The sequence below is a fragment of the Caballeronia zhejiangensis genome, assembly GCF_000698575.1.
GTDB lineage: Bacteria > Pseudomonadota > Gammaproteobacteria > Burkholderiales > Burkholderiaceae > Caballeronia > Caballeronia zhejiangensis.
In genome coordinates this window covers 1-22,162 of record NZ_JFHD01000057.1, presented here as the reverse complement: position 1 = coordinate 22,162, position 22,162 = coordinate 1, and the positions used below count along the sequence as shown (strand labels likewise).

General features: G+C 63.8%; 21 protein-coding genes and 2 tRNA genes. 11 read left to right on the top strand and 12 right to left on the bottom strand.

Features of this window, described 5'->3' with window-relative positions; all coding sequences use genetic code 11:
• The first annotated feature begins 173 nt into the window (after positions 1–173).
• Positions 174–1,394: a CaiB/BaiF CoA transferase family protein gene (locus BG60_RS34090; protein WP_034474286.1), complete on the top strand. Its 1,221-nt coding sequence runs from the start codon at positions 174–176 to the stop codon at positions 1,392–1,394.
• A 4-nt stretch (positions 1,395–1,398) separates the two neighbouring features.
• Here BG60_RS34090 and BG60_RS34085 read toward each other — a convergent pair whose 3' ends face one another.
• The gene (locus BG60_RS34085; protein WP_008341996.1) at positions 1,399–1,611 is read right to left on the bottom strand and encodes a hypothetical protein; all 213 of its coding nucleotides are present in this window, start codon (positions 1,609–1,611) and stop codon (positions 1,399–1,401) included.
• Positions 1,612–1,995: 384 nt separating this feature from the next.
• On the opposite strand from BG60_RS34085, the gene BG60_RS34080 reads away from it, so the two are divergent.
• On the top strand, positions 1,996–3,705 hold the full coding sequence (locus BG60_RS34080; protein ID WP_008341998.1) for a glutamine--tRNA ligase/YqeY domain fusion protein: 1,710 nt from the start codon (positions 1,996–1,998) through the stop codon (positions 3,703–3,705).
• Between the two features lie 80 nt (positions 3,706–3,785).
• Complete coding sequence (locus BG60_RS34075; protein ID WP_008341999.1) at positions 3,786–4,760, top strand: transporter substrate-binding domain-containing protein; 975 nt, start codon at positions 3,786–3,788, stop codon at positions 4,758–4,760.
• Between the two features lie 9 nt (positions 4,761–4,769).
• Here the strand turns inward: BG60_RS34075 and BG60_RS34070 are convergent, their stop codons facing one another.
• The 3 genes from BG60_RS34070 to BG60_RS34060 form a co-directional block, all read right to left on the bottom strand.
• Entirely contained in the window at positions 4,770–5,219 is a 450-nt protein-coding gene (locus tag BG60_RS34070; RefSeq protein WP_008342000.1) for an NUDIX hydrolase, read from the bottom strand.
• A 19-nt stretch (positions 5,220–5,238) separates the two neighbouring features.
• A complete protein-coding gene (locus BG60_RS34065) occupies positions 5,239–5,637 on the bottom strand; it encodes an RT0821/Lpp0805 family surface protein (protein WP_008342001.1) in 399 nt (132 codons plus the stop codon).
• 100 nt (positions 5,638–5,737) lie between these two features.
• A complete protein-coding gene (locus BG60_RS34060) occupies positions 5,738–7,081 on the bottom strand; it encodes a cytochrome-c peroxidase (protein ID WP_034474299.1) in 1,344 nt (447 codons plus the stop codon).
• 246 nt (positions 7,082–7,327) lie between these two features.
• Here BG60_RS34060 and BG60_RS34055 point away from each other — a divergent pair, with 246 nt between their 5' ends.
• Positions 7,328–8,899: an acid phosphatase gene (locus BG60_RS34055; protein ID WP_034474283.1), complete on the top strand. Its 1,572-nt coding sequence runs from the start codon at positions 7,328–7,330 to the stop codon at positions 8,897–8,899.
• Between the two features lie 69 nt (positions 8,900–8,968).
• Here BG60_RS34055 and BG60_RS34050 read toward each other — a convergent pair whose 3' ends face one another.
• Positions 8,969–9,670, bottom strand: coding sequence for a GntR family transcriptional regulator (locus BG60_RS34050; protein WP_051996831.1), 702 nt, complete (start codon positions 9,668–9,670; stop codon positions 8,969–8,971).
• A gap of 142 nt (positions 9,671–9,812) precedes the next feature.
• On the opposite strand from BG60_RS34050, the gene BG60_RS34045 reads away from it, so the two are divergent.
• Positions 9,813–11,105 carry a cyanate transporter gene (locus BG60_RS34045; RefSeq protein WP_034474279.1) on the top strand — a complete coding sequence of 431 codons (1,293 nt, stop codon included), beginning with the start codon at positions 9,813–9,815 and terminating at the stop codon, positions 11,103–11,105.
• Here BG60_RS34045 and BG60_RS34040 read toward each other — a convergent pair.
• The 3 genes from BG60_RS34040 to BG60_RS34030 all read right to left on the bottom strand — a co-directional run bounded on the left by BG60_RS34040 (position 11,005) and on the right by BG60_RS34030 (position 12,771).
• Positions 11,005–11,460: a response regulator gene (locus tag BG60_RS34040; RefSeq protein ID WP_063828766.1), complete on the bottom strand. Its 456-nt coding sequence runs from the start codon at positions 11,458–11,460 to the stop codon at positions 11,005–11,007. The genes BG60_RS34045 and BG60_RS34040 overlap by 101 nt on opposite strands.
• 285 nt (positions 11,461–11,745) lie before the next feature.
• Positions 11,746–11,822, bottom strand: a tRNA-Arg gene (locus tag BG60_RS34035).
• A gap of 118 nt (positions 11,823–11,940) precedes the next feature.
• Positions 11,941–12,771, bottom strand: a complete 831-nt coding sequence (locus BG60_RS34030; RefSeq protein ID WP_008342009.1) for an undecaprenyl-diphosphate phosphatase — start codon at positions 12,769–12,771, stop codon at positions 11,941–11,943.
• Positions 12,772–13,341: 570 nt separating this feature from the next.
• Between BG60_RS34030 and BG60_RS34025 the strand changes: the two genes are divergently transcribed.
• The 3 genes from BG60_RS34025 to BG60_RS34015 all read left to right on the top strand — a co-directional run bounded on the left by BG60_RS34025 (position 13,342) and on the right by BG60_RS34015 (position 15,397).
• Positions 13,342–14,244 (top strand): aldose epimerase family protein, encoded by a 903-nt coding sequence (locus tag BG60_RS34025; RefSeq protein WP_034474273.1) that lies wholly within the window; start codon positions 13,342–13,344, stop codon positions 14,242–14,244.
• 111 nt (positions 14,245–14,355) lie between these two features.
• The gene (locus BG60_RS34020) at positions 14,356–15,048 is read left to right on the top strand and encodes a peptidoglycan DD-metalloendopeptidase family protein (RefSeq protein ID WP_034474271.1); all 693 of its coding nucleotides are present in this window, start codon (positions 14,356–14,358) and stop codon (positions 15,046–15,048) included.
• Positions 15,049–15,076: 28 nt separating this feature from the next.
• A complete protein-coding gene (locus tag BG60_RS34015; RefSeq protein ID WP_008342014.1) occupies positions 15,077–15,397 on the top strand; it encodes a hypothetical protein in 321 nt (106 codons plus the stop codon).
• 6 nt (positions 15,398–15,403) lie between these two features.
• On the opposite strand, the gene BG60_RS39830 is transcribed toward BG60_RS34015, so the two are convergent.
• The 3 genes from BG60_RS39830 to BG60_RS34010 all read right to left on the bottom strand — a co-directional run bounded on the left by BG60_RS39830 (position 15,404) and on the right by BG60_RS34010 (position 16,132).
• Positions 15,404–15,628: a hypothetical protein gene (locus BG60_RS39830; RefSeq protein WP_241484926.1), complete on the bottom strand. Its 225-nt coding sequence runs from the start codon at positions 15,626–15,628 to the stop codon at positions 15,404–15,406.
• Positions 15,629–15,813: 185 nt separating this feature from the next.
• A complete protein-coding gene (locus BG60_RS39195; protein ID WP_167561874.1) occupies positions 15,814–15,984 on the bottom strand; it encodes a hypothetical protein in 171 nt (56 codons plus the stop codon).
• Between the two features lie 71 nt (positions 15,985–16,055).
• Positions 16,056–16,132, bottom strand: a tRNA-Pro gene (locus BG60_RS34010).
• A 106-nt stretch (positions 16,133–16,238) separates the two neighbouring features.
• Here BG60_RS34010 and BG60_RS34005 point away from each other — a divergent pair.
• Positions 16,239–16,706: a SixA phosphatase family protein gene (locus tag BG60_RS34005; RefSeq protein ID WP_034474269.1), complete on the top strand. Its 468-nt coding sequence runs from the start codon at positions 16,239–16,241 to the stop codon at positions 16,704–16,706.
• A 121-nt stretch (positions 16,707–16,827) separates the two neighbouring features.
• Positions 16,828–17,652, top strand: coding sequence for a GNAT family N-acetyltransferase (locus BG60_RS34000; protein WP_008342022.1), 825 nt, complete (start codon positions 16,828–16,830; stop codon positions 17,650–17,652).
• Between the two features lie 64 nt (positions 17,653–17,716).
• Here BG60_RS34000 and ppx read toward each other — a convergent pair whose 3' ends face one another.
• Positions 17,717–19,228: an exopolyphosphatase gene (gene ppx / locus BG60_RS33995; protein WP_008342024.1), complete on the bottom strand. Its 1,512-nt coding sequence runs from the start codon at positions 19,226–19,228 to the stop codon at positions 17,717–17,719.
• Between the two features lie 253 nt (positions 19,229–19,481).
• On the opposite strand from ppx, the gene ppk1 reads away from it, so the two are divergent.
• The gene (gene ppk1 / locus BG60_RS33990) at positions 19,482–21,545 is read left to right on the top strand and encodes a polyphosphate kinase 1 (RefSeq protein ID WP_008342026.1); all 2,064 of its coding nucleotides are present in this window, start codon (positions 19,482–19,484) and stop codon (positions 21,543–21,545) included.
• Positions 21,546–22,162: the final 617 nt, after the last annotated feature.

Sequence of the window (22,162 nt, the reverse complement as noted above, 5' to 3'; positions counted from 1 at the left end):
TGATGGCGCCCGCGGGCAGCTGATTTCGCAGGCTGCCGGCGGAACAAGGGTGATTGTCGATTATACGGGATTCGCCGCGCGCGCCCGGGCGATGCGGACGCCCGCGCTATCGCGCACGCCGCGGTTCTGTGCGACAGTCGCACTCCGGAGACACAACGTAGCGAGACACATCGATGGGAGCCTTGAGCCATATCCGCGTGCTGGACCTGACCCGCGTGCTGGCGGGACCGTGGTGCGCGCAGACGCTCGCCGACTTCGGCGCGGACGTCATCAAGATCGAGCGGCCCGGAACCGGCGACGACACCCGTCACTGGGGCCCGCCCTACCTCAAGACGCCCGAGGGCAACGACACGCACGAAGCCGCGTACTACCTCGCGGCGAACCGCAACAAGCGCTCGGTGACGGTCGATATCGCCACGCCCGAAGGCCAGCAGATCGTGCGCGAGCTGGCCGCGCAAAGCGATGTCGTCCTCGAAAACTACAAGGCCGGGCAACTGAAGAAGTACGGGCTCGACTACGAGTCGCTGAAGGCCGTGAAGCCGGATATCGTCTATTGCTCGGTGACGGGCTTCGGGCAGACGGGGCCGTACGCGTCGCGCGCGGGCTACGATTTCATCGTGCAGGGCATCGGCGGATTCATGAGCATCACCGGCGAGCGCGACGGCCAGCCCGGCGGCGGTCCGCAGAAAGCGGGGGTGGCGATCGCCGATCTGATGACCGGCATGTACGCGACCATCGGCGTGCTCACCGCGCTCGCGCACCGCGACCGCACGGGCGAGGGCCAATACATCGACATGGCGCTGCTCGACGTGCAGGTCGCGATGCTCGCCAACATGAACACGAATTTTCTCGCGAGCGGCAAGCCGCCGGTGCGCTGGGGCAACGCGCATCCGAACATCGTGCCGTATCAGACCTTCCAGACGAGCGATGGCTGGATCATCGTCGCGGTGGGCAACGACGGGCAGTTCCGCAAGTTCGTCGAAGCGGGCGGACGCCCCGAGCTGGCCGACGACGCGCGTTTCGCGGCGAATCCGTCGCGCGTGCGCAACCGCGACATGCTCGTGCCGATTCTCGCGGACATGGTGCGTCTGAAAGGCAAGCACGAATGGATCGCCGAGCTCGAGGCGGCGGGCGTGCCGTGCGGGCCGATCAACGATCTCGGCGAAGTATTCGAGGATCCGCAAGTGCTCGCGCGCAGGATGCAGATCGATCTGCCGCATCCGACGGCCGGCACCGTGAAACTCGTCGCGAGCCCGATCAAGATGAGCGCGACGCCGCCCGAAGCGCGCACGCATCCGCCGCTGCTAGGCGAGCACACGTCGAGCGTGCTGGCCGACGTGCTCGGCTACGACGAAGCGGAAATCGCGCGATTGCGGGAAAAGAAGGCGATCTGAACCCTTATCGAACGCCCGCGCCGATCAGACCGCCCGCCGCCGCGCCCGCGACGGTGCCGATCGGCCCGCCCGTGACCAGATACCCGAGCGCGCCGCCGGCGGCCGCGCCGACGCCCGCGTGAGCCTGCTGACGCGAGACGTTTGCGCAGGCGGCGAGGCTCGATACGAGCGCGGCTGCGGCGGCGAATTTGAGCGTCGTGAGGGCGATCTTCTTCATGATGGGCTTCCTTGTGTTGTCGTTGTGATGTGTTGTGCCTGGCGCTCGAGCGTGCCCCCGGAACCGGCGCGCTCGATGCACGCGAGCCGATCTTAAGAGCCCGCGCGCGCGCCTTTCAACGCGATTTACGTCCCGTTACGGCGGTTACGAGGCGTGCCGCGGCACGTAACCCATGTAACGGAACTCGCGAAACGGCGCGACGGCTGGAACCGCCCGGCGAAACAAAGCGCGAGCGCTTCCTCATACGCCGCCGCGGCCTGCCCCGGACGGTTGCGTAAGGTAGAATCGACCCAATATTCAAGGCCTTCGTACGCGTTTCGAGTTTCATCGAGCGCTTCCCGAACCGATCACGCGCGCGAGCGCATCCGCTGCCACTTTTTCCGCATGAACACCGATCGCAACGACGCTCCGGCGCCATCCAATTTCATTCGCAACATCATCGAAGACGACAACCGCTCCGGCAAATGGTCGCAGCGGGTCGAGACGCGCTTTCCGCCGGAGCCGAACGGCTATCTGCATATCGGCCATGCGAAGAGCATCTGCGTGAACTTCGGCCTCGCCGCGGATTACGGCGGCGTGTGCCATCTGCGCTTCGACGATACGAATCCCGAGAAAGAAAGCGTCGAATACGTCGATTCGATCATCGACGCCGTGAAATGGCTCGGCTTCGACTGGAACAAGAACGGCATCGAGCACCGCTATTTCGCGAGCGACTACTACGACAAGCTGTACGAATACGCCGAAATGCTCATCAAGAAGGGCCAGGCGTACGTCGACAGTCAAACGGCCGAAGAGATGCGCGCGACGCGCGGCTCGGCCACCGAAGCCGGCATCAACTCGCCGTATCGCGATCGTTCGCCCGAAGAAAACCTCGACCTCTTCCGCCGCATGAAGGCGGGCGAGTTCAAGGAAGGCGAGCACGTGCTGCGCGCGAAAATCGACATGGCGTCGCCGAACTTCAACATGCGCGATCCGGTCATCTACCGCATCCGCTTCGCGCATCATTACCGTACCGGCGATACGTGGTGCATCTACCCGATGTACGACTACGCGCACTGCGTGTCGGACGCGATCGAGAACATCACGCACTCGCTCTGCACGCTGGAGTTCGAAGATCATCGGCCGCTCTACGACTGGTTCCTCGCGCAGCTCGCGGACGACGGCGTGTTTCAGCGTCCGCTCCCGCAACAAATCGAGTTCTCGCGCCTGAACCTCACCTACGCGATCACGAGCAAGCGCAAGCTGCTGCAGCTCGTGCAGGACAATCACGTCGACGGCTGGGACGATCCGCGCATGCCGACCATCGTCGGCGTGCGTCGCCGCGGCTTTACGCCGGAAAGCATTCGTTTGATGGTCGAGCGCGTCGGCGTGACGAAGGTCGATTCGTGGATCGACATGAGCATTCTCGAAGGCGCACTGCGCGACGATCTCGACGAGAAAGCGCCGCGCGCGATCGCCGTGCTCGATCCGCTGAAGCTCATCATCGACAACTATCCGGAAGGACAGAGCGAGGAATGCAGCGCGCCGGTGCATCCGCATCATGCGGATCGCGGCGTACGCACGTTCCCGTTCTCGCGCGAATTGTGGATCGAGCGCGAGGACTTTCAGGAAACGCCGCCGAAGGGCTATTTCCGCCTCTTCCCCGGCAACAAGGTGCGTCTGAAGTACGGCTTCATCGTCGAATGCACGGGCGCGGACAAGGACGAGAACGGCAACGTGATCGCCGTGCACTGCAACTACTTCCCGGACAGCAAGTCGGGCACCGAAGGCGCGAACAACTACAAGGTGAAGGGCACAATCCACTGGGTCAGCGCGGCGACCGCTTATGCGGCCGAGGTGCGTCTGTACGACCGTCTGTTCAAGGAACCGCAGCCGGGCGCGGGCGGCGCGGAGTTCCTCGACGCGCTCAATCCGGATTCGAAGCGCGTCGTGAACGCCTATCTCGAACCGAGCGCGCGCGATGCGAACGCCGAAGACCGCTTCCAGTTCGAGCGGCACGGCTACTTCGTCGCGGACCGTGTGGATTCGCAGCCGGGTAAGCCCGTGTTCAACCGCATCGTCAGCCTGCGCGACAGCTGGGGCAAGCCGGCCTGACATCGATGCAACGAGGGCGCCGCGCGGCGCCCTCGTCGTGTCTGGCGGCCCGGCCATACGCCGCTTCCAACGAGGAGAACATGAAGCAGTCGCATTCCTTCGCGCCGCGCCGCACACGGGCCCAACGAAGCGCCGCCCTCGCCTCCGTGCTGCTGTTCGCATCCGCCGGCGCGGGTGCCGCCACGAGCGCCGAACTGGCGACGGCCCAAGCCAGCGTCGATCAGATGCCGCCGTCGGCGACGCTGCGCAAGATCGCCGAGAACGGCGCGATCGTGCTGGGCACGCGCGAATCGTCGGTGCCGTTTTCGTACACGGTGAAGCAGCAGCCAGTGGGCTACTCGTACGACATCGCACTGAAGGTCGTCGACGACATCAGGAAGCGCCTCAAGATGCCGAACCTCGCGGTCAAGAACGTGATGGTCACGTCGGCGAACCGCATCTCTTATGTCGTGAACAATCAGGTCGATCTGGAATGCGGCTCGACCGCGCATGTGGCCGATCGCGATCCGCTCGTCGCGTTCTCGAACAGCTTTTTTCAGTACGGCATCCGCATGGCCGTGAAGAAGAAGTCGGGCATCCGCGATTACGACGATCTCGCGAACAGGACGGTCGTGACGACGGCGGGCACGTCGGACGAGCGCATGCTGCGGCAGATGAGCATCGACAGGAAGCTGAACCTGCGCATCATCAGCGCGCGCGATCATGCGGAGGCGTTCGCCGCGCTGAAGTCGGATCGCGCGGTCGCGTTCGTGATGGACGATCCGCTTCTCTACGGCAAGATCGCGCAGGAAGGCGCGGCGCGCAATGAATACACGGTGACGGGCGCGCCGCTCGCGAACGAAGCGTACGGCTGCATGATGAGAAAGGGCGACCCGGTGTTCAAGCGCATCGTCGACGACGTGATCGCCGGCATGCAGCGCTCGGGCGAAGCCACGAAGCTCTACGAGACGTGGTTCATGCGCCCGATTCCGCCCGACGGCATCAACCTGCAATTCCCGATGTCGCCGGAAATGAAGGCGCTCTTCGCCAATCCCAACGACCGCACGATCGACTGATCGCGCCGGTCAAAGCGTCTCGTGCAGTTCGGCGAGCGAGAGCGTGGTCTGAAAGAGCCGCGCGAGACTGCGGCTCGCGAACTGATCGACATCCGCCGGACTGACCCAGCGATACGCATCCATCTCCGGAATCATGGTGCCGTCGCTGTAGCGCGGGAAAAACGATTCGCACACGCAATTTTCAAGCTGCACTTCCTCGGCGGAAACGCGCACCGCGAACAGATGCAGATCCTTGTCGCGGCGATAGACGAAGCGCCCGAGATCCTTCAGACGTTCAGCGGGCAGCACGATGCCCGTCTCCTCGACGAGCTCGCGCAACGCCGCCTCGCGCGGACTTTCGCCCGGATCGGCGGCGCCCTTGGGCACGTCCCAGTGCGTGGTTTCGGTCGCGTGACAGAGCAGCACGTCGCCCTGTTCGTTGAGGATGACCACGCCGCACGATACGGTGCGCGCGGTCATCGATCGCTTGCCCGGTTCGTCACTGCTTCTTGAGTTTCCACGTGCCGTCGCTCTGCTTGCATGCGGTCGGGATCCAGGTTTGCGTCTGTCCCTTCGCGTGTGCGACGAGCGTGACCTTGCGGCATTTGAGGCCGCCGGATTCGAAGGTTTCCTGCGGCGTCACCGTTCCGTTGATCGGGACCGTGTTGCCCGTGCCCTCGTTGTTCCAGTCGAGCGATTCGCCGTCCTGCTTCGTGTTGAGCGCGATCTGCGCGGCCTTGTTGAGCGCCTGCAGGTCGCGCTGCTTCATGTAGGTGATCGGCGTGTTGTTCAGGAAGCCGAGATTGGCGGCGGATGCGGTCGCGCTCACGGCGACGAGCGCGGCTGCCGCGATCGTCCGGAGAGAGGCGTGAGCGAACGCTCGATCTCGTATCGGCATGAAGTTTCTCCTCGTTGCATTGGTGTTTCGCCGATGACCGCGCCGGCCTTCGGCTGCAACGAGAATAGCATGAGGCGCGGGCCGCGCCGCCCGCGCTGTCTCAGTTTTGCGCGGACTTCATTTCGTTGATGCCGATGCCCTTTTGCGAGTCCTTGTCCCTCGCCGGATCGTAGCCGTCGGTGAGCGTGCCGAGGAACGCGACGACGTCCTTGATCTCGGCTTCGTCGAGCGCGGGTTTGTCGCCTTTCTTGCGATCGAACGGCGGCTCGGTGTTGACGTTCTCCCAGTACTTCTTCGGCAGGTCGTCGAACTTCTGCACGGCGCCGTTCTTCGACACCGGATAGAACTTTTCCGGATTCGTGTCGCGCTCGACATAGAAACGCACCACGTCTTCCAGACGATGATAGATGCCGTTATGGAAAAAGGTCTTGCGCGTCGCGACGTTGCGCAGCGACGGCGTGCGGAAGATCCCGCAATACTCGTCCATGCCCTTCAGGTCGCGACGCTCGGGACCGCATGCGCCGAGATCGTGGAAATTCGGATTCTTGTTGATCGGCAAGGCGCGGTTGCGCGGCACGCCGATCGCGATCAGGCCGAAGTCGCTGAACTGCGGCGGCGAGCCGTCCTTCGCGCGCTGGCTGATGTGGCACGACGCGCAATTGCCCTTGTTCTCGTCGTTGAAGAGTTCCAGGCCGTGCATTTCGGCGTCGTTGAGCTTCGCGCGGCCGGCGAGGAACGCGTCGTACTTGCTCGTGTACGGATAGAACTTGTCGGGCGATTGCTCGAACGCTTCGAGCGATTCCAGCACCGACGCGAACGCCTTGTCGTCGCTTGCGAAGACATCGGCGCCGAACGCGCGGCGGAAATCATCGGCATAGGACGACGCCTTCACCGCCGCGACGACCTTGCCCGGCGTGCTGCCCATTTCGAACGACGACAGAATCGGGATGCGCGCCTGATCCGATCCGCGATCGACGCGGCCGTCCCACGTCAGGCCGCCGGTCGGTCCGGCATCGACGCTTTCGTCGCCTTCATCGTCGGAATCGTGGAAGTGACGCGTGAAGGCAGGCACCGACTGCAAGTACCTGAGCGACGGCACCGCGCGAAAGCCCGCCTGATGCATGTCGTTGCCGCCGAGCTGCACGGACAGCGCATTCGGCGGCCCGAACGCATGACTCGGGCTATGGCACGACGCGCACGCGAGCTTGCCCGACCCGGACAGCGACGGATCGAAGAAAAGCTTCTCGCCGAGCGAGGTGATCTGCTTCACATGCGCGAATACTTCCGCGCGCGATTGACCGTGCGGCGCCGTGTTGTCCGCGTTGGCCGCATTCACCGTCTTGGCCGCGACGTTCGCCGCGTGCGAATCGCAGCCGCTCATCGCCGCCGAAAACGCGGCAAGCGCGATGGAACACAGGACGAACGGCAGGCGCATCGAAGACATGGCGTAGGAGGCGGAATCGAAAGATGCCGAAGCGTATGTCGTCTGCGTGTCTTTCATGTGACAAGCCTCGACGCTTTCACATCGAACCATCTACGCGAAATTTATTAAGCAAACATTACGCAAACGAAAGCGTTATTACATGGTTGCGTCAATTTGCGTTGCGACACTGCGCACGCCGGCGAGCAAAGACTCATTCGACGATGAAGCCGCGCCGTGCGCCGGTCCCCAACACAAGAGAGATCCTCAATGAACAAGAAACTCGTTTGCGCGGTGCCGATCGTGGCCACTGCCGCATTCGGCCTCTACGCATGCGGTGGCGACGACCATCACGACAGCAGCGATATTTCTTCGGTAAAGAACGTCGTCGTGATCTACGCGGAAAATCGCAGCTTCGACAATCTGTACGGGCATTTCCCCGGCGCGAACGGCCTGCAGAACGTGACGGCGGCGAGCGCGCAGCAACTCGACCGCGACGGCAGCGTTCTGCCGACATTGCCGACGATCTGGACCGGCCTGACGGCGACGGGCGTGACGCCCGCGATCACCGCGGCGATGACGACGAATCTGCCGAACGCGCCGTTCGCCATCGACGATCCGAAGGGCTTCAACATCCAGCTCAACGTCACGACGCGCGATCTGTATCACCGCTTCTACGAGAATCAGATGCAGATCGACGGCGGCAAGAACGACAAGTTCGCCGCGTGGGGCGATTCGGGCGCGCTCGTGATGGGTCACTACGACACGCCGCCGGACAAGCTGCCCCTCTACAAGATCGCGCAGCAATACACGCTCGCGGACAACTTCTTCATGGGCGCGTTCGGCGGCTCGTTCCTGAATCACCAGTGGCTCGTCTGCGCCTGCACGCCGATCTATCCGAACGCGGACAAGAGCGTCGCGTCCGGCTCGATTTCGGCCGTGAATGCCGATGGCGTGTCGCTGAAGCTCAAGACGAATCCGCCGCCTTCGGCGCTCACCGGCTCGGCGGACGCGCAGTTCTTGAACTCGGGCACGCTCACGCCCGACTTCTACGCCGTCAACACGATGCAGCCGCCGTATCAGCCGAGCGGCAACCCGGCGCCCGCGGGCGTCGATCCGGCGCTCGGCGATGCGACCAAGGCCAACACGCTGCCGCCGCAGACGCAGCAGCACATCGGCGATCTGCTGAACAGCGCGGGCGTGAGTTGGGCGTGGTACGGCGGCTCGTGGGCGGCGGCGCTCGCGAACCGCTCGGTCATCAACGGCGCGGTCAACGTCGTGCCTGACTTCCAGACGCATCATCAGCCGTTCAACTACTTCGCCGATCTCGCGCCCGGTACGGCGAACCGCGCGCAACACTTGCTCGACGGCGGCACGAACGGTTCGGAGTTCATCAAGGCGATCGACGCGGGCACGCTGCCGCAAGTCGCGTTCTACAAGCCGCAGGGCAACCTGAACGAGCACGCCGGTTACACGGACGTCGCGCAGGGCGACCAGCACATCGCCGATCTGATCTCGCATCTGCAGAAGAGCCCGCAGTGGAAGAACATGGTCGTCGTCGTGACGTACGACGAAAACGGCGGCTTCTGGGATCACGTCGCGCCGCCGAAGGGCGATCGCTGGGGTCCGGGCACGCGCATTCCGGCGCTCATCATTTCGCCGTACGCGAAGAAGGGCTTCGTCGATCACACGCAGTACGACACCACGTCGATCCTTCGCTTCATCACGAAGCGCTTCAACCTGCCGACGCTGCCGGGCCTCGCCTCGCGCGACGCCGCGCTGGTGGCGAACGGCGCGCCGAAGATGGGCGATCTGACCAACGCGCTCGACTTCTCGCAGTAAGCATCGCGCGCACGCAACAATGACAGGGCCGCGGCTTTCGAAGCCGCGGCCCTTTCTTTTTGCCGACGATCACGCGAGCGCGAAGATCGTCGCCAGATCGCTCGTGCGCGACGCGCCCGCTTGCGCGAGAACACGCGCTTCCAGTTCGTCGATGTGCGTACGCATCGCAGTTAGCGCGGCATCGAGATCGCCCTGTTCGAGGGCGTCGATGAGTTGCGCGTGTTCATCGGATGAGCAGTTCGACAGCTTCGATGGATCGAAAAGCGCCTTGTAGAGCTCGGTCTTCGCGACGAGCCTCGCGAGAAACGCCTCCACTTCCGGCGCGCCCGCGAGTTCCGCGAGGAGCACATGAAAGTGGCCCGCGAGACGCACGCATTCCGCGGCGCTCCCCGCTTTCAGCGCGCGCTGTTCGGCCTTGACGTGAGCGCGCAACGCACGCAACGCCTTCACGCTCAACGCGCCGCACAGCGATGCGACGATGCCCGCCTCCACCACTTGCCGCGCGCGATAAACCTCGCGGATGTCGTCGACGGTCGGCGACGGCACGAACGCGCCGCGATTCGCTTCGAGCGTGAGCTTGCCTTCCGCGCCGAGGCGCGCGAGCACCTTGCGGATCGTGCCGCGCGTGCACTCGAAGGCTGCGGCGAGCTCGCGCTCGACGAGCTGCGCGCCGGGCGCGAGCTTGCCCTGCAAAAGCGCGGACGCGATTGCCGCGTAGACGCGCTCGTCCGCGGAAATGTCCTTCGATGAAGTGTCCTTGCGTGATGCCATGATGCCCGCCGTGCTTGCGATGAATCGCATTGTAGCGAGCGCGCACCGCCGCGTACGAATGCGCCCTATTCGCTTCGTCGTATTTTTGGTTGACCAAAAATAGGTAGAATGGTCAACCATTTTCGCACCGAGGATCAGTCACATGAAAGCATCGAACGTCGCGTGGCTCGCGGTGATCGTCGCGATCGGCCTGAATCTGCGGCCGCTGCTCACGTCCGTCAGTCCGCTGATGGGCGTGATCTTGCACGCGACAGGACTGTCGTTTCGCGGGGCGTCGATGCTGACCGGCTTGCCCGTCGTCGCGATGGGCGTGTGCGCGTTCGGCGCGAGCGCGCTGTCACGCTCGGTCGGCAATGCGCGCGGCGTGGCGCTCGGGCTCATCGCGATCGTCGCGGCGTGCGCGGCGCGCCTCGTCGCGGGGAACGCGGTGGCGCTCGTCGCGAGCGCGGCCATCGCGGGCACGGGCGTCGCCGTCATTCAGGCGCTCTTGCCGGGCGTGATGAAGACGCGCTTTCCCGCGCGCCTGCCCTTCGCGATGGGCCTCTATTCCGCATCGATCATGGCGGGCGGCGGGCTCGGCGCGAGCATCACGCCGGCGGTCGCATCGCGCGTGACGTGGCAGGCTGGACTCGCGTTCTGGGCTGTTCCGGCGCTGATGGCGCTCGCGGCGTGGATGATGCTGATGCGCGCCGATGCGTTGCCGCGCGTCGCATCGACGGGCCGCGCGAAGCCCGCGCCGTCGCTCTTTCTCAATCGTCGCGCGTGGACGCTCGGGATTTTCTTCGGGCTCGTCAATGGCGGCTATACGAGCCTCGTCGCGTGGATGCCCGCGTATTACCAGCAACTCGGCCGCGGCGTGACCGAAAGCGGCGCGCTGCTGGCGATGCTCACGGCGTTCCAGGCGTCGTCCGCGCTGCTGTTGCCGATGGCGGCGGCGCGTTTCGGACGCGGCAGGGATCGTCGTCCGTGGATCGCGCTCGGCCTCGCCGCGCAGCTCGCGGGGTTCGCGCTGTTGCTAGTGGCGCCGCTTGCCGCGCCGCTCGCCGTCGTCGCGTTGCTCGGCGCGGGCCTTGGCGGTGTGTTCGCCCTTTCGCTCGTGCTGACGCTCGATCACGCCGACGATCCCGCGTTGGCCGCGCGGCTCGTCGCGTTCGTGCAGGGCGTGGGGTTCGTGATCGCGGCGATTGCGCCGGTCGTCGCGGGCATCGTGCGCGACGTGAGCGGCGGCTTCTCGATGTCGTGGATGATGCTCGCCGCGAGCCTCGTCGCGATGATCGCGCTCGACGTCGTGTTCGGCCCGCGCGGGTACGCGCGCGCGATGCGGTCCGCGCGGGTCAGCGAACCGCGTGACAGGCGAAGAACTCGTCGAGCAGATCGGTCATCTGCCATACGGGACACGGACGGCGGCAATGCCCGTCGTAGCCCGCTTCCTTGAGATGCGCGATCGGCTCTTCGGGCAGGAAACCGCTCATCGCGATGATGAGGCGAGTGGCGTCGTCATCGGCTTCGCGCAGCGCCCGCACCAGCGCGTAGTTGCCGGAACCTCCGATGCGCGTATCGAGAAAAAGCACATGCGGACGCCATTGCTCGACGATGTTTCTGGCCGATGACACATCCGCCGCAAGCTGCGCCGGAAAGCCCTTCAGCTCGAACAGCGACGCAAGCGACGCGCCGAGCACGCGTTCCGGCAGCGCGAGCAGCACGCGGCGCGATTCCGGTTGCAGGCGCAGCTTCTTGCGATTCCATAGCGAGCATTGCGCCGGGCTGGTTTCGTATGCTCGATTGTTCAAGTCACCCTCTTTCGACGATGCGGTACGCACCGTCACCGTTGTGGCGCACCGCGCGCCACGATGACGCATCGGCGCACCGTCGATGGGCGGCACGTCTGCTTGTACGAGATGGTTAAATTTGTGAAGCGTTGTGTGGCGCGGAGTTGCCGGGATCGGGCGCGCACGCGGGGGAAGGACGGGCAGGAAGCGGGCCAGGCGATGGCGCCTCGCTGCTTGCTTTGCGCGGAGCGCAAAGCAAAAAGCCCGGCCGAAGGAAGACTGGGCTTTTGCCTGTGTGCAGCCGTTTGGCCCGCCCTACACGACTCGAACGTGTGACCTACGGCTTAGAAGGCCGTTGCTCTATCCAGCTGAGCTAAGGGCGGAGAACCGGAGCGCGCGGCGGAAGCAACGCGAGTAAGACGCGAGACAACCGCGAAAACCGCCGCGAATCAGAAGAGATCGCGATTTTACCTCATTCGCCGCTGCCCTTGTCCCGGCTCGTCACATCGGCTGCGGATGCATCATGAACCAGCCGAGGAAGAAGATTCCCGCGATCACGCAATACACGCCGAACGACGCAAGCTTGCCGTGGCCTTCGAAGTAGCGCATCAGGAAGCGCACGCTCAGATACGCCGCGATGCCCGTCAGCACCCCGCCCAGCACCGAATCGGCGAGTTGTCCCGGCGCGTGAAAGAGCTTCGGCAATTCGAGCACGCCCGCCGCGAAGATGATCGGCGTGCCGAGCAGGAACGAGAATTCCGCCGCCGCTTCAGCCGTGAGACCCGCGCCCACGCCCGCGATCATCGTCAGGCCGCTGCGCGAAAAGCCCGGAATCAGCGCGCCGATCTGCGCGAGCCCGACCAGAAACGCCTGCCTGAACGTGAGCTTTTCCGGCGCCCGCGTCGCGCGGCTTCGCTGCAGACGGTCACCGAGCCACAGCAGCACGCCGTTGACGATCAGCGCCGCCGCGACGATCCGCAGATCGTGAAAGATGGCCTCGAGCCGCTTCTCGAGCAGCAAGCCGACGATGCCCGTCGGAATCGTGCCGATGATGAGCGCCCACATCATGTGCCCATCGTCGTTCTTGCGTCCGCCGAGCGACGCGAAGAAGCCGCGGATCAGCGCGATCCAGCGTTCACGGAAATACCAGAGCAGCGCGACGGCCGTGCCCAGATGCAGCGCGACGAGAAACGGCAGCAGTTGCGGCGCGTGCTTGTCGATGTGCATGCCGATCAGGCCGGGAACGAGGAGCGTGTGCCCGAGGCTGCTGACAGGAAAGAGCTCGGTTACGCCCTGGAGCACGCTTAAGAAAACGAGAAACCACAAAGTCACGCGTCGGTCCTTTTTCGGGGAAGGTGGAGGACGCGCCGTGCAGTTCCATTCCTCGCGTCACGCGAAGCCAAAGATGCCGGACAGGGAATGTGGAACAGGAAGGATGAGTCGATACGGCGCGCAAACGGGACCGATTATGCCGTCGGCTAAATCGAGCGCCAAGCGCTTACCGCACACAAATTGCGCCGACAGTCAATCGTCGGCAAAACGAAGCATTATCGAAAGTCGATGACAGGCAATACGAAAGCGAGCGCGCCTCCGAACGGGACGCGGACTCGCAATTCGGCGATCGCCCGTCAGGCCTTCAGCTTGTAGAGGAAAAGCGCCGTGCTTGCCCCGAAGAGCCCGAACATCGCGACGCCCATTGCCATCGCCAGATCCATGGTTACTCCTTGTCCGTCTGATTCCCAACACAGGGAGCATATAACAACATATTGCATAAGCCTTGCTTAGTCGCAATTTCCCGCAAAGGGTTTTTCCGGACAGAATTCCAAGGCAGAATCGTCGGGTTAAGCCGCGTCGCTCAGGAGCGTGCGCGGCGTCTCGCCATCCAACGGAGCGCCTGCCATCATGTCACCGGAATCCGACATCATCGAAATCGAGCGCGACGGCGCCGCCATCCAGCTCGCGCCGCACGCGGGCGGACGGCTCATGACCTGGCGCGTCGGCGGCAAGCCCGTCGTGCACTGGCCCGACGCCGCCGACTGGTCCAATCCCGCGAAGATCCGCGGCGGCAATCCGCTGCTCTTTCCGTTTCTCGGACGGCATTTCGTCGATGGCGAAATCGGCAAGTGGCGCGATCCGGAAGGCATCGTACATGCGCTGCCGACGCACGGCTTCGCGCGCAACCTGCCCTTTTCCCACACGCGCGACGCCGACGGCCACGGCCTGCGCATGACGCTCGTCGACAGCGACGCCACCCGCGACGGCTATCCGTTCGCGTTCCGCTTCGAGGCGGCGTACCGCATCGTCGACGGCCATACGCTCGAAGTCGAGCTGACGACGTCGAATCCGGGCGAGGTCGCGCTGCCCTACTACGCCGGGCATCACTTCTATTTTCATCTGCCGCACGGCCAGCGCGGCGAGAGCAGCGTCGCGCTGCCGCACACCGAACGGCGCCGTCAGCTTCCGGACGGCTCGATCACCGAAGCCGAGCCCGGCCTGCCGCGTTATTCGCTCGCCGATCCGCGCATCGTCGATACGTTTCATTGCCTCACGCGGCAGTCCGACGAACCGGTGCTGTTGAATCTGCCGGGCCTGAAGCGCACGATCGCCTTCGAGTTGCAGCAGCCCGATTCCGTGCCGTGGTACGCGGTCACGACCTGGACCGAATCCGACGCATCGGACTTCTATTGCGTCGAACCGTGGATCGGCCTGCCCGATGCCATCCACAACGGGCGCGGCCTGCGCTGGCTCGCGCCGGGCAAGACGGAGACGGCTTCGCTGCGGCTCGTCGTCGGCGAGCAGGCGTAGGCGAAGCGGCGTCATTCTGTCCGGGGAAACCCGAGACGGTAAAATCCTGCCTTTCGATTCGCCGCGCGGCTGTGCACGCACTGCTCGCGGCGATGCTTTGCGAGGTCAGGTTTGCAAAAAACAATTCGACGGCTCGTCTGCGCATCGCTCATCGCAGTGTTGGCCGCTTGTGGAACGGGGCCGGTCGCGCCGGGTTTCTATCGTGTAGAGCGTGGAGACACGGTTTCCAAAATCGCGCGCGAGAATCGCACGACGATCGCGAACATCAAGCGCTGGAACGGGCTCGCGAATCCCGACGCCATCGAGGTCGGACAGGTGCTGCGTATCGCGCCGCCTGCGGGCAGCGCGAGCACCGCGGATTCATCGGGTGCGGCGGCAACGGGCAGCACGAAGAGCGAAGCCGGCGCGCAGGCGTCCTCGCAGAGCAAGGCCGGACCGGGCGTCACGCTCGTGTGGCCGGCGCAGGGCAGCGTCGTTCGCAGCTTCGACGGCAAGAACTCGAAGGGCATCGACATCGCCAATGTGGCGGGCACGCCCGTCGTCGCCGCCGCGAGCGGCAATGTCGTCTACGCCGGCAACGGTCTGCGCGGCTACGGCAACATGCTGATCGTCAAGCATGACGACGATTATCTGACCGCCTACGCCCACAATCGCGTGCTTCTGGTGAAGGAAGGCCAGACCGTGCAGCAGGGCCAGCAAATCGCCGAAATGGGCGACACCGACAGCAATCGCACGATGCTGCATTTCGAAGTGCGCTACATGGGCCGCTCGACGGACCCGGCGCGCTATCTGCCGCCGCGCTGACAGCCGGCGGCCGCTTTAAGGAAGATCGATGAGATTGACGATGAGGATCAACACTGCCGCGCTCGGCGCGGCTCTCGCGCTCACCGGCGCACTGGCCGGCTGCGCGAGCGGCCCGACGATGACCTATCTGCCTTCGGGCGACACGGGCTTCGCGATCAACTGCAGCGGCGGCGACGCGGCGACGAGCTGGGCGGCCTGCTACAAGCAGGCGGGTGAAACGTGCGGCGCGTACGGTTACGACGTGATTTCGAAGGATGCCGACAACGGCGCGACCGCAGGCGGCACGGTGGGCGGAATCTTCGGCGCGAACATCAAGAACCGTTCGATGGTGATCCGCTGCAAGCAGTAACGCCCGTCAGCGGTCTTTCGGCGCCCACGTGCGCCAATGCCCCGACAACGGATCGATATGCGCGGCAAACGCCACGAGCGAAGCGACGGCGAGCGGCGCGACAGCAGCAAAAATCCAGAGCAGATCCATGACAGATACATTTTGCAACAAGTTCGGGCGATGATACCCGAGCAGCAAATGTTTCGTTGGATCAATCCCGCCGATATCGCCAAAACGGGAAGAGTTACGCATTACGGTTTCTTGCATCCCTGCACGAGGCGCGCCTTGCATCCCGTTACGCACGGAGATAAGCGCATACAGCCGTGACGCGCTCGAATTCCTAGACTGGCGGCAGCCCGTGCCGTATCTCCGCGCGAACGGTTGGCGCGGGTCAGAAGCCCCGGTGCGCCCGCATCGGGGCTTCGTCTTTGCGGGGCTTACTGAGGCTTGGCAGGATCGGAGATCATCGACGGCGGCGTCATGTCCGTCGGCACGCCCTTGTAGTCGGGCGGATCTTTCGGTTCGTGCTTTTGATGGCCAGACTCCGCACAGGCGGCGAGACCGAGCGTGAAGAAAACGGCGCAAGCGAAGGCGGAAACAGCGCGCATTGAGACTCCTGGAAGAGCGTAGAAAAGACAAAGGGGTTACAAGCCGTAACTTGTAACCCCTTCGTGTATCGTGGTCGGAGCGAAAGGATTCGAACCTTCGACCCTCTGATCCCAAATCAGATGCGCTACCAGGCTGCGCTACGCTCCGACGAGCCGCAGATTGTAGCGTGCCTGACCCGCGTCCGCAATGCCGAACTCAGGCACGCAACTTTCTGCTGCATCCGAAAGCGAACCTCATCATCCGGAGACAATCGATGAACCTCATTCTCTGGCGACACGCCGAAGCAGAAGATCAGGCGTCGAGCGATCTCGCGCGGCAGCTCACGCCGCGCGGGCGCAAACAGGCGCAAGGCATCGCAAAGTGGCTGAAGGCGCGCATCGACGATGACGCCGTGCTGCTCGCCAGTCCCGCGACGCGCACGATCCAGACGGCCGAAGCCTTCGGCGACCGCTATCGCGTCGTCGACGCGCTCGCGCCCGGCAACGGCGCGCAGGCCGTGCTCGATGCGGCGGGCTGGCCGGACGGCATTGCGGAGACGGTCGTCGTCATCGGGCATCAGCCGACGCTCGGCCGGGTGGCCGCGCTCCTCATGACGGGCCACGAAGCGGATTGGTCGATCAAGAAGTCGGGCATTTGGTGGCTCCAGTCGCGCACGCGCGGCGGCGACGGGCAAAGCGTGCTGCGCGCGGTCATCAATCCGGACCTGCTCCAGGCGTCGTAGGCTCGCGTTCATGCGGATGTCGTTTCATCGAAACGTCATTGCGATGCCATGCGAGCGTCACCGTGCATTACTACATTGGCGAGGACTTGAAGCCACAGCAACGTCCTGTCGAGGAACGCCAATGCAAGAACTGCCGACGCCTTTCCTGCAACTCGGAGCGTCATCGCTCTCGCTCGATTCGCGCCGCCACCTTCCGCGCACGTCGGAAACGAACACGGGCCGCGAGCGCCTGCAAGTCGCGTGGGCGCGCGACGACGACGCCCTGCGCGACGCGCAGCGCCTGCGCTTTCGCGTGTTCTCGGAGGAAATGGGCGCGCGTCTGTCCGGCCCCGCAGGGCTCGACGTCGACGCCTTCGACGCCTATTGCGATCACCTGCTCGTGCGCGATCTCGACACGCTGCAGGTCGTGGGCACGTATCGCGTGCTGCCGCCGCATCAGGCGGCGCGCATCGGGCGTCTCTACGCTGAAAGCGAATTCGACGTGTCGCGCCTCACGCACCTGCGCCCGAAGCTCGTCGAAGTAGGACGCTCGTGCGTGCATCCGGACTATCGCAACGGCGCGGTGATCATGTCGCTGTGGGGCGGCCTCGCCGCGTACATGATGCAAAACGGCTATGAGACGATGCTCGGCTGCGCGAGCGTCGGCATGATCGACGGCGGTCATTACGCCGCGAATCTCTACACGTCGCTACCCGCCGATGCGCTCACCGCCCCTGAGTACCGCGCGTTCCCGCACACGCCGCTGCCCGTCGAGGAGTTGCGCACCGGCGCGAACGTGAGCCCGCCGCCGCTCGTGAAGGGTTATCTGCGGCTCGGCGCGAGGATTTGCGGCGCGCCGGCATGGGATCCGGATTTCAACACCGCCGACTTCCTCACGCTCTTCCGTCTGTCCGATATCAACGCTCGTTACGCGCGGCATTTCATCGGCGACATGCAGGGACGTTGAAGCCCTGAAACGCAAAAGGCCCCGTCGACTCGACGGGGCCTTCGCTTTTCTCACGACGCGAGAATCAGTCGCCCGTATAGACCACGCGATACGGCCGCCCGATCTTCTCCCATTCCATCGCTTCCTGAACGAGGCTGTAGTCGGTGAGCGGATTGTTCGCCACCCACTCGTTCGGCAGATGCACTTCGAAACCGCCACTCGCCTGCCTCACTTCGATGCCGGGCAGCCCGACATCCGTGCGCCGGCGCGACAGCAGCGCGGCGAGCCGCAGGCAAAACAGCAGCGTCCATTCGACGTCGCGCGCCTGCGCGAGCTTGCCGAGCTTGCCGGCGTGGCCGAGCACGAGCGCGGCGAGACGCGCCTGATCGGTGCGGGAAAACCCCGGCATGTCGGCGTTGCTCGCGATATACGCCGAATGCTTGTGATACGCACTGTGCGCGATCGACAGTCCGATCTCGTGCAGCGACGCGGCCCACGCGAGGAACATGCGGTTCTCCTCGCGCACGTCTTCGTCGGGTTCGCCGAGCTGGTCGTAGAAGCTGATCGCCAGTTCGCCGATGCGCTCCGCCTGCGCGGCATCGACGCCATAACGGCGCTTGAAGCCTTCGACCGTCACCGTCCGCATGTCCTGATGCTGCGAGCGTCCGAGCAGGTCGTAGAGCACGCCGAGGCGCAGCGCGGCATCGGTCGTATCGGCATAGTCGATGCCCAGTTCCTCGAACACGCCGAGCATGATCGACAGCCCGCCCGCCAGCACCGGCACGCGATCGGGCTTCAACGCGACGAGTTTCAGCCGGTTCACGTTCTCGGCCTTGATGAGCGCGCGCTTGAGCTTCTCCAGCCCGCCGCGCGAGATGCCGTGCGTGATGCCTTCGTCGTTGAAGCCGTTCGCCTCGATCAGTTCCGCGAGCGCGCGCGCCGTGCCCGACGAGCCGATCGCCTGATCCCAGCCGGTGCCCTTGTATTCGCTCGAAATGATCTGGATCTCGCGTTTGGCGGCGAGTTCGGCCTGCCGCATCGTGTATTCGTCGACGTTGCCGGCCGGGAAAAACTGGCGGCTATGGCTCACGCAGCCGATATAGAGGCTTTCCATGTGGATCGGCGTGTAATGCGATCCGATGATGAATTCCGTCGAGCCGCCGCCGATATCGACCACGAGCCGCTTGCCCGCGCTCGCCGGCACCGAATGCGCGGCGCCCGCGTAGATGAGGCGCGCTTCCTCGCGCCCGGCGATGACTTCGATCGGAAACCCGAGCGCGGCTTCCGCCTCGGCGAGAAAGTCGGGCGCGTTTTTCGCGACGCGCAGCGTGTTGGTGGCGACGGCGCGCACCTGGTCGGGATGGAAATCGCGCAGACGTTCGCCGAAGCGCTTCAGCGCGTCCCAGCCGCGCACCTGCGATGCGCGGTCGAGCATCTTGTCCTTGGAGAGGCCGCCGCCGAGACGTACGGGCTCGCGCAGCGCGTCGACCTGATAGATCTGGCTGCCGGCGGGCGTTTCCTCGACCCGTCCGACGATCAACCGGAAACTGTTCGATCCGAGGTCGACCGCGGCAAGTAGATGGGGATGTGTGACCATCGGATATCCAGAAATCGTGAAGTGGGGGGAAGCACTGTCACAGCGGCGCTGCTGCAGCGCACGAATTCTATTCTATGCCGGGTTGGCGAGCGGGCCTTGCCGTCCCGTTCGGAACCGCGCGTTTGCGCTGGCAACGCTATCCGCAATGTGAGTAGAATTTGTGACATCCGTTATGTCATAAAAAATACATCATACTGTGAGAGCATCCGAGAGTTCCCTTGCCCATCTGATCGAGACACCTTCCCTCCCTCCGATGTCCATACGCTATCCGCTCTTCAACCGCGAACTGGGCATACTAGGTTTCAACGAGCGCGTCCTCGCGCAAGCCGCCGATACGACGGTTCCCCTGTTGGAACGCCTGCGTTTCATCTGCATCACCAGCAGCAATCTCGACGAATTCTTCGAAGTCCGTATGGCGGGTCTGCAAGAGCAGATGCGCGACAACCCCGGCTCGCTCTCGCCGGATGGCATGTCGCTGCAGCACGTCTACGACCTCGTCTCCGAGCGCGCGCAACGGCTCGTGCGCCAGCAATATTCGATGCTGCATGACATCGTGCTGCCGGCGCTCGAAATGGAAGGCATCTATTTTCACGGCGCGGAGGACTGGACGGAACAGCAGACCGGATGGGCGCGCGACTACTTCTACAACGAACTGCTCCCCGTCCTGACGCCTATCGGGCTCGATCCCGCGCATCCGTTTCCGCGCGTGCTGAACAAGAGCCTGAACTTCGTCGTCGAGCTGGAAGGCACCGATGCCTTCGGCCGTCAGGCGATGATGGGCATCGTGCAGGCGCCGCGCGCGCTGCCGCGGCTCGTTCGCATGCCCGAAGCGCTGTCGGGCTATCCGCATGGTTTCGTGCTGCTGAGTTCGTTCATGCAGCACTTCGTGAACGAGCTGTTTCCGCATCTCGTCGTGCGCAGTTGCAATCAGTTTCGCATCACGCGCAACAGCGAGCTTTTCGTCGATGAGGACGAAATCACCAATCTGCGCGTCGCGCTGCAGGGCGAATTGCCGGCGCGGCATCTGGGCAACGCGGTGCGTCTCGAAGTGTCGGCGGAAACGCCGCCGCATCTCGTGCGGCGTCTGCTCGACGAAGGTCAGCTGAGCGAACGCGATCTGTATCGCGTGAACGGGCCGGTGAATCTCGTGCGGCTCATGCAGTTGCCCGAGATGGTCGATCGACCCGATCTCAAGTTCGTGCCGCATATTCCGTCGGTGCCGAAGGCGATCGTGAACACGTCGAATCTTTTCGATGCGATCGATCAGGGCGATATCCTTTTGCATCATCCGTACGAGAGTTTTCAGCCGGTGCTGGAGCTGCTGCTTCAGGCCGCGAAGGATCCGCAGGTCGTCGCGATCAAACAGACGATTTATCGCACGGGCACCGATTCGCCGCTCATGGATGCGCTGATGCAGGCCGCGCGCAATGGCAAGGAAGTGACGGTCGTCGTGGAACTGCTCGCGCGCTTCGATGAAGAGACGAACATCAATTGGGCGTCGCAGCTCGAAGCGGTTGGCGCGCATGTGGTGTATGGCGTCGTCGGCCATAAGTGCCACGCGAAGATGATGCTGATCGTGCGGCGCGTGTCGCAAGGCGGCAAGTTCGTGTTGAAGCGTTATGCCCATTTGGGCACGGGCAACTATCATCCGCGCACGGCGCGTCTTTATACCGACTTCGGTCTGATGACTTCCGATCAGGAAATGTGCGAGGACGTGCATCACGTCTTTCAGCAACTGACGGGCATTGGCGGAGAGATTCCGCTGCATCAGTTATGGCAATCGCCTTTCACGCTACATGCGAAGCTGATCGATGCGATCCGCGCCGAGGCCGAGCATGCGCGGGCGGGACGGCGTGCGCGCATCGTCGCGAAGATGAATGCTCTGCTCGAGCCTACGGTTATTGCCGCGCTTTACGAGGCTTCGCATGCGGGCGTGAAGATCGATCTGATCGTGCGCGGGGTTTGTTCGTTGAAGCCCGGCGTCGAGGATCTTTCGGAGAACATTACGGTTCGGTCAGTCGTCGGGCGCTTTCTCGAGCATCATCGGATTTTTTACTTCTATGCGAATGGCAGGGAAGATGTGTTTTTGTCGAGCGCTGACTGGATGGATCGCAACTTCTTTCGTCGTGTGGAAGTGGCGTTTCCAATTCGCGATAGGCGGTTGAAGCGGCGGGTTATTGCTGAAGGGTTATCGGTTTGTCTTGGCGATAATCAATCGGCTTGGGTCATGCAGAGCGATGGGCATTATCGGAAGCGCCGTCCGGGTAAGTCTATTCGCAACGCGCAGTTAGGGTTGCTGGCTAAGTTTTGTTCTTGATGTTTTTTGCCCTTTTTCGTGCGTGTTTTCTTCTTCGCTGGATTCGGTATTCGCGTCGGGCTTTGTGCTTGTTCGCTTCCGCTTTCGTGGAATCCTGCGTTCGTGTCGGTCTATTAGCACTGCCCCTGTGCGGGGCGGCAGTCACTTTCTTTGCTGCTGCAAAGAAAGTAACCAAAGAAAGCAGCTACTGATACGCCCGCGGTCACGCGCAATTTGGGTAGTTCTCTCGTCCTAGGTGGCACTCGCCTAACGAGTGCCCTCATCACAATCACCGGGCTTGGCTCGCGTACGGTCTGCCACATCGCACCACACAGCCAACTGGTTCAGCACCAAATAGCTCCAGCCCGCTTCGCGGCCGACGGGTGAAGCGGGTCCGCGCGCGCTTTCTCGCTAACGCTTCAATCGCGTTGCGCCAGCGAATCGTTGGTTTCCCTTGTAGACCCGGCGGCAGCGCGTAGCGCTGGGCCGATGCTATTTCGTGCTGAACCAGTGTCCTCAACACCTTCGGGCGGCAGACCGTGCGCGAGCCAAGCCCGATTAGGTGTTTGAGGGCACTCTTTAGCCGAGTGCCGCCTGTGACGAGAGGACTACCCAAATTGCGTGTGACCGCGGGCCTG

Excerpts from the sequence above, each read along its gene's own strand:
- ppx (WP_008342024.1), bottom strand. The coding sequence starts at position 19,228 with ATGGTCACACATCCCCATCTACTTGCCGCGGTCGACCTCGGATCGAAC.
- BG60_RS34055 (WP_034474283.1), top strand. The coding sequence starts at position 7,328 with ATGAACAAGAAACTCGTTTGCGCGGTGCCGATCGTGGCCACTGCCGCA.
- BG60_RS34080 (WP_008341998.1), top strand. The coding sequence starts at position 1,996 with ATGAACACCGATCGCAACGACGCTCCGGCGCCATCCAATTTCATTCGC.
- BG60_RS34000 (WP_008342022.1), top strand. The coding sequence starts at position 16,828 with ATGCAAGAACTGCCGACGCCTTTCCTGCAACTCGGAGCGTCATCGCTC.
- BG60_RS34090 (WP_034474286.1), top strand. The coding sequence starts at position 174 with ATGGGAGCCTTGAGCCATATCCGCGTGCTGGACCTGACCCGCGTGCTG.
- BG60_RS34005 (WP_034474269.1), top strand. The coding sequence starts at position 16,239 with ATGAACCTCATTCTCTGGCGACACGCCGAAGCAGAAGATCAGGCGTCG.
- BG60_RS34085 (WP_008341996.1), bottom strand. The coding sequence starts at position 1,611 with ATGAAGAAGATCGCCCTCACGACGCTCAAATTCGCCGCCGCAGCCGCG.
- BG60_RS34065 (WP_008342001.1), bottom strand. The coding sequence starts at position 5,637 with ATGCCGATACGAGATCGAGCGTTCGCTCACGCCTCTCTCCGGACGATC.
- BG60_RS34060 (WP_034474299.1), bottom strand. The coding sequence starts at position 7,081 with ATGTCTTCGATGCGCCTGCCGTTCGTCCTGTGTTCCATCGCGCTTGCC.
- BG60_RS34075 (WP_008341999.1), top strand. The coding sequence starts at position 3,786 with ATGAAGCAGTCGCATTCCTTCGCGCCGCGCCGCACACGGGCCCAACGA.
- ppk1 (WP_008342026.1), top strand. The coding sequence starts at position 19,482 with ATGTCCATACGCTATCCGCTCTTCAACCGCGAACTGGGCATACTAGGT.
- BG60_RS34070 (WP_008342000.1), bottom strand. The coding sequence starts at position 5,219 with ATGACCGCGCGCACCGTATCGTGCGGCGTGGTCATCCTCAACGAACAG.
- BG60_RS34025 (WP_034474273.1), top strand. The coding sequence starts at position 13,342 with ATGTCACCGGAATCCGACATCATCGAAATCGAGCGCGACGGCGCCGCC.
- BG60_RS39830 (WP_241484926.1), bottom strand. The coding sequence starts at position 15,628 with ATGCGTAACTCTTCCCGTTTTGGCGATATCGGCGGGATTGATCCAACG.
- BG60_RS34050 (WP_051996831.1), bottom strand. The coding sequence starts at position 9,670 with ATGGCATCACGCAAGGACACTTCATCGAAGGACATTTCCGCGGACGAG.
- BG60_RS34015 (WP_008342014.1), top strand. The coding sequence starts at position 15,077 with ATGAGATTGACGATGAGGATCAACACTGCCGCGCTCGGCGCGGCTCTC.
- BG60_RS39195 (WP_167561874.1), bottom strand. The coding sequence starts at position 15,984 with ATGCGCGCTGTTTCCGCCTTCGCTTGCGCCGTTTTCTTCACGCTCGGT.
- BG60_RS34045 (WP_034474279.1), top strand. The coding sequence starts at position 9,813 with ATGAAAGCATCGAACGTCGCGTGGCTCGCGGTGATCGTCGCGATCGGC.